The sequence below is a fragment of the Pelotomaculum propionicicum genome (genome assembly GCF_004369225.1).
Classification (GTDB): domain Bacteria; phylum Bacillota; class Desulfotomaculia; order Desulfotomaculales; family Pelotomaculaceae; genus Pelotomaculum_B; species Pelotomaculum_B propionicicum.
Genome location: NZ_QFFZ01000043.1, coordinates 18,549 through 27,751 on the forward strand (window position 1 = coordinate 18,549; position 9,203 = coordinate 27,751).

Genomic DNA, 9,203 nt, shown 5'->3' on the forward strand with positions numbered 1-9,203 from the left:
GCGCTACACCTGCCTCAAATAGGTACGGTAACAACTCCAGTTTTCCTTCAATTCGGCCAGGCTGTCGCCGGGGAACTTTTCCAGACAGGCGCGTGCGATCTCCCAGGCCACAACAGCCTCGCCGATGACACAGGCCGCGGGAACAGCACAGACGTCCGCCCGTTCTACGGCAGCCCTGGAAATTGTTTTATCAAGCAGGTCTACACTCTGCAGCGGCTGGTACAGTGTAGGGATGGGCTTAACAGCTGCGCGCAGTATAATTACCTCGCCGTTGGTCATACCGCCTTCGATGCCACCGGCCCGGTTAGTCTCACGGTAAAATCCCCTGTCTTTCTGGTAAAAAATCTCGTCCTGCAGCAGGGAGCCCGGCAGCGCCGCGCCGCTGAACCCCATGCCAACTTCCACACCTTTTACAGACTGGATGCTCATTAGAGCCGCCGCCAGGCCGGCGTCAATTTTGCGGTCCCAGTGCACATGGCTGCCCAGCCCGGCCGGCACGCCATGCACCCTGACTTCGAAAACACCGCCCAGGGTGTCCCCGTTTTGTCTTGCCTGGTCTATCTTTTCAATCATCTGGCGCTCCGCCCCCGGGTCGGCGCAGAGAACCTGAGAAGAGGCAAGGATTTTTTTTAATTCCTCCGGATCGCTTTGGCCGGTGTCCGCGTTGATACCGCCAATCTGAAGCACCTGTCCGGTTATTTCTATGCCCAGTTCTTCCAAAAGCCTCCTGGCAGTACTGCCGACCGCCACTCTCGCGGCTGTCTCACGCGCACTGGAACGTTCCAGCACGTTGCGGATATCTTTGTGCCGGTATTTCAAAGCACCTGTAAGGTCAGCGTGTCCCGGGCGGGGTCTTGTAATCACCTTTTCTTCCACCCGGGCCTCGGGGTCCGGGGACATAACCTGCGACCAGTTTGACCAGTCCTTATTTTCTATATATAAAGTTAGCGGGCTGCCCAGAGTCATCCCCCCTCGCACCCCGGACAAGAATTTTACATGATCGCATTCTATCTTCATCCTGGCACCGCGCCCGTAACCACCCTGGCGCCTTTTGAGCTGCCGGTCGATATAACCCGCGGTTAGAGGCAGGCCGGACGGCAGACCTTCAACAACCGCAACCAGGGCGGGGCCGTGTGATTCACCAGCGGTAAGGAAACGTAACAAAGTCTTATTCCTCCATAAGTTATTTGTTCAGTATTAGCTTAATTAGGAAAACAAACAACCTGTAGTTATAGAATACAGGAGTCAGGAGTCAGAATTCAGAATAAAACAACGCAAAAAATAAAGAAATCCTTTTGTTCTGTCTCCTGAATTCTGAATTCTGTCTTCTTTTTATTTTTATTCTGTCTTCTGTTTTGTCACTTCCTTCAAAAGCTCTTTTCTCATTACTTCCAGGGGGGCGGCAGCACCTGTCCAGAGTTCAAAAGAAAGCGCGCCCTGGTGCAATAACATTCCTAGCCCACTCACGGCAGCCGCGCCGGACTGGCCGGCTTTCCTTAAAAACATTGTTTCCATTGGGTTATATACCAGATCACAGGCAACCTGGCCCGGCTTAAACCGGTCATAGGGAATCGGAACAACTTCAGCTTCGTTCGGGTGCATGCCCAGCCGCGTTGCCTGTACTACAAGATCTGCTCCTGAAAGCGCTTCTCCTAGCAACGAGCCGCCCTTATCTTCGGGCCATGGTATTACATCCGCCGGCAGCCCGGTTTTTTCAGCAATGAAGCAGGCCAGTTCCCTGGCCCGCTTTTCTGTCCGGTTGGCCAGCATCAGCCTCTTTATACCTGCCAGAGCGGCAGCAACCGCCACGGCCCTGGCCGCACCGCCGGCTCCCAGGATCAGGACTGTCTTACCGGCGGGAAGAAACCCCACTTCCCCCAGTGAGCGCCAGAACCCTTCCCCGTCAGTATTATAGCCGCACAGTCTACCCGAGTGATTGACAATTGTATTGACAGCGCCTGTGAGCCTGGCCTCTTCAGAAAGCTGGTCAAGCAGAGGAAGCACAGTCTCTTTATGTGGAATAGTCACATTTACCCCAACCAGCCCAAACGCTTTAACAGCTTTTACAGCTTCCTTAACATCGCCCGGCTCTACCGGGAACGGCACATAAGCATAGTCAAGCCCTGCAGCGCTAAAAGCGGCGTTCTGCATCACCGGTGAAAAGGAATGCCCAACCGGGTAACCTATGATGCCGCATATTTTCGTTCGACCGTTAATCCCACTTGCCATGCAGAACCCCCGCTGACTTTTTGATCCTGGCCAGCACAATCTTCTCCAGGGGGCGCCCGATCAACTTGGTCCCCCAGAAATCTTTTCCTTCCATCGGTACCACCAGGATGGTATACAAACCGGTTAAATTCCCGCCCAGAATATCGGTAAAAATCTGATCGCCCACCAGGGCTGTCTCATCCGGCCTGGTGCCCAGCAGCTTCAAAGCCCGGCGGAAAGGTCTTACCAGCGGCTTAACCGCCCGGGGCACAGCCGGCAGTGACATTTGCCCGGCCACAGCCCCAACTCTCTTCCGGGAATTATTCGAAACTATACCCATTTTGAACCCTTCCCTCTGAAGCTCGGAGAGATGCTTCCAGATCTCCGGGGTGAAAACAACCGAATCCCTTCGCACTATGGTATTATCCAGATCGAAAATTATACCTTTTAGGCCTTTTTCTTTCAGTAAGCAGGGCTTGATTTCCAATATTGACGATACGTACATCTTCGGATAAAGAATCTTCAGCAATTGACTCTCCTGACTTTTTTCTTTTTTTTGTCAATGATTCTCGCTTTTTCCAGGTCAAACGGCGTGTTGACATTGAAAAACACAGTATCAATATCAGCAGCGGCTTTTAAAATTGCTTCACTGACATACTTTACCCTCACCCGGGGGTAAAAATCAACAACCTTATGCCTGTTATTATTCAATGCTTCTTCAATAGCGGGAATACAGCTCTTGCTGTACACCGCGAAAAGAGGCTGAAGGTAATCGCCGTGTTGGGGCACAGTAACATCATAACCTTCTGACTGGCTGATCATAATTTTTGCCAGTTCGGCGCTCAAAAAAGGCATATCACAAGGCACCACCAGGCATTTATCACTTTGCGCCGCAATCAATGTCGCGTGGATGCCGCTAAGAGGGCCGCCTCCTTTAATCAAATCCGGGATTACTCTTAGTCCCAGGCGCCGGCCGGTTTCCTCGTCTCCCCCGCTGATTAGGATCTCCTTAAAGACTTTTCTCAGTTCCGCGGCAACACGCTCGATCATAGCTTCCCGGCCAACTGTAAGAAAAGCTTTGTCTGTACCCATGCGCCTGCTTTTTCCCCCAGCCAGAATAACTCCGGCTACCTCAGTCACTCACCTTACCCCTTCCCTAAATTACTCTAACTCTCTCTCTAATCTCTCTCTAAATCTTTTTGTTATATTTTATACATAGTACATATAATATAAAAATTTACCCAAACAAGCCTAAAAGAATTATCTTCTCCGGAAGGCTAAAAAACCCTTTAAAGATCATTCTATTTAGGACACGCACCAAAACATCCCCCGCGCATATTATTAATAGCATGCAAATTTTAGGGGGGATAAATTGATGCTACCAGGTCTCTGGACTTTGACCGTGGTATCACTGGTAAACGGCCTCCTTTTGCTTGTCTCCTATATCGCTAACAACACGTTCCCGCAGCCGCTGTCCGAAGAGGAGGAAGCAAAGTACTTAAGACTTTTAAAAAGGGGCGATGAAAGGGCGCGCAACGTCCTGACCGAGCGGAACCTGCGTCTGGTAGCGCATATCGTCAAGAAATTTGACAGCACTGGTGAAGATCCGGATGACCTTATCTCTATTGGCGCCATTGGCTTGATTAAGGCCATCAACACCTTCAATCCCGGCAAGGGAACCCGGCTGGCCACCTATGCTGCACGGTGCATCGAGAATGAGATTTTAATGCATTTACGGTTTATGAAAAAGGTAAGAGCGGAGGTATCGCTTTACGACCCTATCGGAGTTGACAAGGAAGGCAATGAGATCACCTTGATTGATGTCTTAGGGACTCATCCCGAGGTAGTGTCAGAAATGGTGGAAAACAGCTTTGAACAAAAACGCCTGCAGGAGAAAGTGCGCCACCTGACGCGCCGTGAAAAAAAGGTGCTGGAACTAAGGTTCGGCCTGCAGGACGGGGACCGCAAAACCCAGCGGGAAATAGCGCGGAGCCTCGGCATATCCCGATCTTACGTGTCGCGCATAGAAAAAAGAGCTATCAGCAAACTTGCCAAAGAATTTACCTTAGAAGGCTGCCAGTAACGGCAGCCTTCAATAATTAGTGAACGAATATAGCTTGTAAAATTAAATATAAGGATTTATTAGAGTATTAATTTTCCGTCTGATAGCTTTGCTTGAATATAACAAAAAAAGTTGTTCCCTTGGCGCCGGTTTTAATTTTAATATCAGCATTATGCCTGGCGGCAATGCTGTAACAAACAGCAAGGCCCAAACCTGTTCCTTTTTCTTTAGTCGTAAAGAATGGTGTGCCAATCTTTTCAAGCACATCGGCTGCAATACCACTTCCTTGATCGTGTACCGCTAAAACCACATCATTTTGATTCATAAATATTCGTATGGTTAGTTTTCCGCCGGAGTCCATTGCTTCCAGACCGTTGCGGACCAGGTTCAAGACCAATTGACGTATTTCTTTTTCGTCAAGTGGAATCTCCGCGACTTCGTTCAGTTCAAAATCAACTTCTTTTCTTTCATGGATGGCACTGGCTTTGATTAGAGGGGCAATTGCCTTTAAGATTATATCTAATTTTTGTTTTTTTAAGGTCAGTGGTTTGCTTCTGGCCAGGAAAAGAAATTCCTCAACTATAGAGTTGGCATGGTACAGTTCTTCAACTATAAAATCAAAGTATACACTATTTGGCGCTGTTGGCATTTCATTTTTCAAGATTTCGGTAAAACCCAGAATATTGGTCAAAGGATTCCGGATTTCGTGAGCGATGGTAGCAGCCATTTCACCCACCAGATTTAACCGGTCCAAGCGCGACATTTCCCTGTCATATCTTAATTTCTCTGTAATATCAGTTACAATACCTAGAAGGCACTGCATACCGTTAATGTCAATAATTTCAGCGGAGAACAACCCATTACAAAGCTCACCCGATTTTTTCTTAAAAATAATTTCCTTATTGCGAACACCATTACCTTCACTAAGCTGCGTCACTATTTTTTCGCGCTCGCCCGGGTTTAACCAGAAACCGACATCATATATCCTCTGGCTTATAACATCTTCCCTAGTACGGCCAACTGTTTCCAAAAACACATCATTAACATCGATTATGACACCATTAGCCAGCAAGGTGATAGACATAGGGTTGGGACTTGCGCGAAAAGCTTTGGAAAAACGTTCTTCCGACAAACGCAGATCCTTCTCCGTTTGCTTGTGCATAGTTATATCCCGGATGGATTCAATTGCTCCAATCAGGTTGCCTTTTTCGTCAAAAAGTGGTGAAGCTGTCCCCCACAGGTGAGCCCCCTTCCCGTTATATAAAAGAGGGCAAAAAGTTTCAGCAAAAATGCGATTGCCTTTTCTTTCCACAGATTTATAGGGAATTTCATTTTTTCTGTCTTCACCAAATATGAAATCAATGAGGATTGGTCTGGGCATACCGTAAAAAGGAGTAGAATAAGCATAATCTCCCTTACCCATGATATCCTTCTTATATACACCCGTCATTTCCTCTAAAGCGAGGTTCCAGGCAATTACCCTACGGTCACTGTCTATGACAAAGGTAGCATCGGGGAGAAATTCTACTATTTCAATATAATGGGGCGTGTTCTGCTTCATATACATGATTGCGCTGTAACTCCATCGCTTGTTGAAGATATGGAAGTCTATGGGTATTATTATACTTCATTGAATAATATTCAACAGAACTGCCTTATTTCCTTTTTCATGCCAAATAGAAGCGCTAATTTAAGATCATTGAGAAAGACAGGCTGGTAATATGTAATCTAACCTAAAGCTCCTTATCAAAACTGTTCGATCAGATAAAACCCGAACCTAAGATTTGGCGATTGCATTGACTGCTTCTAAAGCTTTATCGGCTTCTTTGATTGTGTTGAAAACCCCGACACTGAACCTGACCGTGCCTGTATTTTGTGTCCCTATGGTTTCATGGGCCAGACAGGCGCAGTGAATGCCGCCTCTGGCGGCGATACTGTATTTTTCATCAAGTTCACGGAGCTGCATCCACCATAAAAACGATTTTACTTTTCTTTGCCAGGCTGCCGATCGTTTTAAGATTATTGACCGTTCCCGTCACATTAGACGCGTGGGTGACAATCAACAGCTTTGTATTCCCCTTAATCTCCCCTTCAATGTTTTCAGCGCACACCTTCCCGTCCGGATTCGCTTTAACAATAGAAAGCTCCACCCCCAAAGCTTCCAGTTTTTTAAGGGGACGTACCACAGAATTATGCTCCATGCTCGAAATAATTACATGGCTGCCCGGAGTAAGCAATCCTTTAACGGCAAGATTGATCGCTTCGGTAGCATTGATTGTAAAAACTATCCGCAGCGGTTCCGCTATACCGAACAGTCTGGCAAGGTTCTCCCGGCATTCGAATACCTTCTCAGAGGCCTTGACCGCCATCCTGTGTCCGCTTCTGCCGGGATTGGCACCGTACTCTTTGATACATTTAACCATAGCGTCATAAACAGACTCGGGCTTAGGCCATGAGGTAGCAGCGTTGTCAAGGTATATCACTTAATGCGTCTCCTTAGTTTACCCAACCTTTGTATATGCTTTGTTGCCGTTTTCCAGATCGTGTTCTTTGTAGATACCGTTTATCTCGATTCCCAATTCCTGCGCCGCCCGCATTACCAGCGGGAGTTTGTCATACTCAAAACGCAGCGCAAAACCGCACCCACCGGCAGCTACAGAGTGTGGAGCACGGATCATGCCAAAATACTCACCATTCTGGTTCAGCCTGCTTTTCATTCTGTTTACCAGATTGACGGATGAAAACACTGCTAGAACAAATTCCATCGTACATCCTCATATTAGCCTATCTTTGACTTTTGGATGGAAGCAAACAAGACCGCTTCCCCTACCTCCAGGACTTCAGCCGCTCCCGAGTAAATATGGTCCCTGAGCCTGATTTGCACCTGCTCATCCTTACCCACAAGACTGAGCTGCCACTCTCCCGGCGAAGTATGCAGCTTTTTAAAAGCCATATTGCCTCTTAGTTCACTGCATCCGGTGGCCCCCTCTACCCCCTGCGCAAAGAAATGTCCGCCGGCCACTTCCGCCCGCAACGCTTCTCCGCGGCTGATGCCAAGCACCCGCATGGCTTTTGCGCCTGCTCTGAGACCCAGAGTAAGTCCGACATTGATGGTATCCCAGTGCAGGTTGCGGGAAGTTGTGATCAGTTCATTCCCTTTACACCAATTGAGCGGTGTTTCAGCCAGAGGAAACGAGTCATAATGAGGAATATATATTTTCAAGTCCAGGACGGGAGTTCCGTCTATGGCATCCAGCCCCTTGACATAAATACAGTTTTGATCCAGCTTGATTACTTCTACAACGCAAGAGCCTATCGCTGAAGGACGGGCTGGGGAACGGGTGGAATACACCCCCTGGCAGGCCGGCTCGCTGGTAAAGGGGATGGTCAGGGAAGATGCTCCCTCCGGTGCGGATCCCACGAGCTCCAGCCAGTCTTGCTTGCGGTGCTGGTAGTAAATAACATGCAGATGTGAAAAATACTCCAGCCCGATCAGCGCGCTGGCAAGGTCTTCCCGCACATAGATCATACTTTCTTTATTGTAATCATAATCCCGGCTTACTTTTTTGAAGTCAGAAACCACGACACCTACTGGCCGTATCGAAACAGGATCCTCTGGCACTATAGTCATAAATTTTAACCTCCTGTAAATATGTTAACCACTAAAAACAGCCCAAGCCGCAGTTAGTAATCTGATAGCCATATTCATCACACACACTGCCTACCAGATACGTGCTGACTCTTAGTTCACCGGCTATTCTGCCGGCTTGCGCACAGCTGATCACTTGCCCGGGATGTTGTTCTTCGAGCCTTTCTTTTATTTTCTTCCTTTTAACTAAATACTCGGCAAATACGACTTCATAGCATTTTTTAATATCCTTTGACCTGTCCCCCTGGTATAATTCAACGTACATGGTATTTTCCGGGTGGAGCGTTTTTACACCAACTATAAAATTTTCGCTTTCATTTTTTTCCGGGTCATGTAAAATCATGAAACCTGATTTTTGTAGTTCTTCCGTATCTTGTATCAGGTCCAATACATTCAGCTGAACCGCTACAATTTGTACAGCCCAGGGAAAGTCGTTAAAACCTTCGCTACCTATTAATAATACTTTTTCATGTTTCTTTTTCTGGCCGGGGAAAAACATGGAACGCACCGCTTTTTGCAGCTTGGCCCTGGGGCCTTTAAGCCGCAGAATAGGATCGGCAGGGTCTGAATTCTGTATCAAATCTTTCAGCAGATCTGCATCCTTCTCAGGCTGGCAAACCTGCAGCTGATCTTTCTCTGCATCTTTGTAAAGACTAAGTTTGATCACTTTAAAACCTGTAAATTGCCTCACAAATAAAGACGCAAAGTATTCTTCATCGATTGTTCCCAAAGAATTCAATGCTACTGCCAACAATTCATAAAACCACCTTTACCGTTTAACTAAATCTCCTTATCCGGACCAATACTGTCCTCGCTGTAGCCGCTTGCGATACCGGCCTCATTAGCGCCGGCAATATAATTCACAGCCCAGTGTTTGGATGTGTCACTAAACACCTTCCCTCCTGCGACTGGCAGCTTACAGGCTTTAACCAGGACTGTGGTGAACTCGGCACGGGTGATATAGGCGCCTGGCCTGAAAGTGCCGTCAGGATAACCGCTGATATATCCCAGGCTGTTTAATCTGAAGCATCAGCGTTCAGTGTAAATACCACTCTGAAAAACCCAGATCCTCCTGTAAGATAGAAAAACAAACTATAGTGTGTTTGTCAATCAAAAAGTTTACCACTGTGATCACGTAAAAGTTTACCACCCATAAAAAGGGGATCAGCTCATTTGGAATGGTAATTATGGAATATTATTACTGGCGGTCTTTTAGCAATATTATTTTTGTCTCTACCGTCGCAGGGGTTGTGGGTATGTGAATAACGCAGAGCGTTATTCAAG

At 47.4% G+C, this 9,203-nt stretch carries 12 protein-coding genes and 1 pseudogene; 1 reads left to right on the forward strand and 12 read right to left on the reverse strand.

Annotation, left to right across the window (positions count from 1 at the left end; translation table 11 throughout):
• Positions 1–3: 3 nt before the first annotated feature.
• The 4 genes from aroC to mobA all read right to left on the reverse strand — a co-directional run bounded on the left by aroC (position 4) and on the right by mobA (position 3,348).
• The gene (gene aroC / locus Pmgp_RS15085) at positions 4–1,164 is read right to left on the reverse strand and encodes a chorismate synthase (RefSeq protein WP_134214816.1); all 1,161 of its coding nucleotides are present in this window, start codon (positions 1,162–1,164) and stop codon (positions 4–6) included.
• Positions 1,165–1,338: 174 nt separating this feature from the next.
• On the reverse strand, positions 1,339–2,229 hold the full coding sequence (gene aroE / locus Pmgp_RS15090) for a shikimate dehydrogenase (protein ID WP_134214818.1): 891 nt from the start codon (positions 2,227–2,229) through the stop codon (positions 1,339–1,341).
• Positions 2,213–2,737 carry a YqeG family HAD IIIA-type phosphatase gene (locus Pmgp_RS15095; protein ID WP_134214820.1) on the reverse strand — a complete coding sequence of 175 codons (525 nt, stop codon included), beginning with the start codon at positions 2,735–2,737 and terminating at the stop codon, positions 2,213–2,215. The genes aroE and Pmgp_RS15095 overlap by 17 nt, the downstream gene beginning before the upstream one ends.
• A complete protein-coding gene (gene mobA / locus Pmgp_RS15100) occupies positions 2,731–3,348 on the reverse strand; it encodes a molybdenum cofactor guanylyltransferase (RefSeq protein WP_134214822.1) in 618 nt (205 codons plus the stop codon). The genes Pmgp_RS15095 and mobA overlap by 7 nt, the downstream gene beginning before the upstream one ends.
• Before the next feature lie 235 nt (positions 3,349–3,583).
• Here mobA and sigK point away from each other — a divergent pair, with 235 nt between their 5' ends.
• On the forward strand, positions 3,584–4,291 hold the full coding sequence (sigK, locus tag Pmgp_RS15105) for an RNA polymerase sporulation sigma factor SigK (protein ID WP_134214834.1): 708 nt from the start codon (positions 3,584–3,586) through the stop codon (positions 4,289–4,291).
• Between the two features lie 67 nt (positions 4,292–4,358).
• On the opposite strand, the gene Pmgp_RS15110 is transcribed toward sigK, so the two are convergent.
• From Pmgp_RS15110 to Pmgp_RS20605, 8 genes and pseudogenes are all read right to left on the reverse strand, one after another.
• Positions 4,359–5,837, reverse strand: a complete 1,479-nt coding sequence (locus tag Pmgp_RS15110; protein WP_134214824.1) for a PAS domain-containing sensor histidine kinase — start codon at positions 5,835–5,837, stop codon at positions 4,359–4,361.
• Positions 5,838–6,047: 210 nt separating this feature from the next.
• Positions 6,048–6,236: an aminotransferase class V-fold PLP-dependent enzyme gene (locus Pmgp_RS20720; RefSeq protein WP_345789153.1), complete on the reverse strand. Its 189-nt coding sequence runs from the start codon at positions 6,234–6,236 to the stop codon at positions 6,048–6,050.
• Positions 6,223–6,753, reverse strand: a complete 531-nt coding sequence (locus Pmgp_RS15115) for an aminotransferase class V-fold PLP-dependent enzyme (RefSeq protein ID WP_345789154.1) — start codon at positions 6,751–6,753, stop codon at positions 6,223–6,225. The genes Pmgp_RS20720 and Pmgp_RS15115 overlap by 14 nt, the downstream gene beginning before the upstream one ends.
• 18 nt (positions 6,754–6,771) lie before the next feature.
• Positions 6,772–7,035, reverse strand: coding sequence for a putative Se/S carrier protein (locus tag Pmgp_RS15120; RefSeq protein ID WP_134214826.1), 264 nt, complete (start codon positions 7,033–7,035; stop codon positions 6,772–6,774).
• A gap of 14 nt (positions 7,036–7,049) precedes the next feature.
• On the reverse strand, positions 7,050–7,901 hold the full coding sequence (locus tag Pmgp_RS15125) for a TrmO family methyltransferase domain-containing protein (RefSeq protein ID WP_134214828.1): 852 nt from the start codon (positions 7,899–7,901) through the stop codon (positions 7,050–7,052).
• 31 nt (positions 7,902–7,932) lie between these two features.
• Entirely contained in the window at positions 7,933–8,673 is a 741-nt protein-coding gene (locus Pmgp_RS15130) for a hypothetical protein (RefSeq protein ID WP_134214830.1), read from the reverse strand.
• Between the two features lie 26 nt (positions 8,674–8,699).
• Positions 8,700–8,813: an S-layer homology domain-containing protein gene (locus tag Pmgp_RS19825; RefSeq protein WP_192902955.1), complete on the reverse strand. Its 114-nt coding sequence runs from the start codon at positions 8,811–8,813 to the stop codon at positions 8,700–8,702.
• A gap of 60 nt (positions 8,814–8,873) precedes the next feature.
• Positions 8,874–8,930, reverse strand: a pseudogene (locus tag Pmgp_RS20605) (S-layer homology domain-containing protein); the annotation flags it as partial.
• Positions 8,931–9,203 lie beyond the last annotated feature (273 nt).

Coding starts and splice junctions, on each gene's coding strand:
- aroE (WP_134214818.1), bottom strand. CDS start 2,229: ATGGCAAGTGGGATTAACGGTCGAACGAAAATATGCGGCATCATAGGT.
- sigK (WP_134214834.1), top strand. CDS start 3,584: ATGCTACCAGGTCTCTGGACTTTGACCGTGGTATCACTGGTAAACGGC.
- Pmgp_RS15110 (WP_134214824.1), bottom strand. CDS start 5,837: ATGTATATGAAGCAGAACACGCCCCATTATATTGAAATAGTAGAATTT.
- Pmgp_RS20720 (WP_345789153.1), bottom strand. CDS start 6,236: ATGCAGCTCCGTGAACTTGATGAAAAATACAGTATCGCCGCCAGAGGC.
- Pmgp_RS15120 (WP_134214826.1), bottom strand. CDS start 7,035: ATGGAATTTGTTCTAGCAGTGTTTTCATCCGTCAATCTGGTAAACAGA.
- Pmgp_RS15125 (WP_134214828.1), bottom strand. CDS start 7,901: ATGACTATAGTGCCAGAGGATCCTGTTTCGATACGGCCAGTAGGTGTC.